Here is a 466-nt window from a genome sequence, read left to right as displayed (position 1 = left end):
GGAATGACTGTTGTTGATTTAGGTGCCGCACCTGGTGGTTGGTCTCAGGTTGCAGGTAAATTAGCGGGTGACAATGGTAAAGTTATCGCTTGTGATATTTTGCCGATGGATCCCATTGTTGGTGTTGATTTTCTTCAAGGAGATTTTAGGGAGGAGAAAGTTCTCGATGCATTGTTAACTCGTGTAGGTGATGCCAAAGTCGATGTTGTTTTATCTGATATGGCGCCTAATATGAGTGGTACAGGTGGTGTAGATCAACCTCGCGCTATGTATCTAGTTGAGTTAGCATTAGATATGTGTCATCAAGTGTTGGCACCAAATGGTTGCTTTGCTGTTAAAGTCTTTCAGGGGGAGGGCTTTGAAGAGTACATGAAATCAGTAAGAGAGGCGTTTAAAACCGTCAAAACACGTAAGCCAGACTCTTCGCGACCACGTTCGCGTGAAGTCTATCTTGTGGCGACAGGGT

Annotated in this window: 1 protein-coding gene; it reads left to right on the top strand. The window is 44.6% G+C overall.

The window, feature by feature from the left end; genetic code table 11:
• Positions 1-466, top strand: a 466-nt coding sequence (gene rlmE, locus K5Q99_RS22045; RefSeq protein WP_220778148.1) for a 23S rRNA (uridine(2552)-2'-O)-methyltransferase RlmE, incomplete at both ends; no start/stop codon positions are given.

This window comes from Shewanella hafniensis (genome assembly GCF_019655335.1).
GTDB lineage: Bacteria > Pseudomonadota > Gammaproteobacteria > Enterobacterales > Shewanellaceae > Shewanella > Shewanella hafniensis.
Note: the sequence above shows the minus strand (reverse complement) of the source record. Positions and strands in the feature narration are given on the sequence as shown.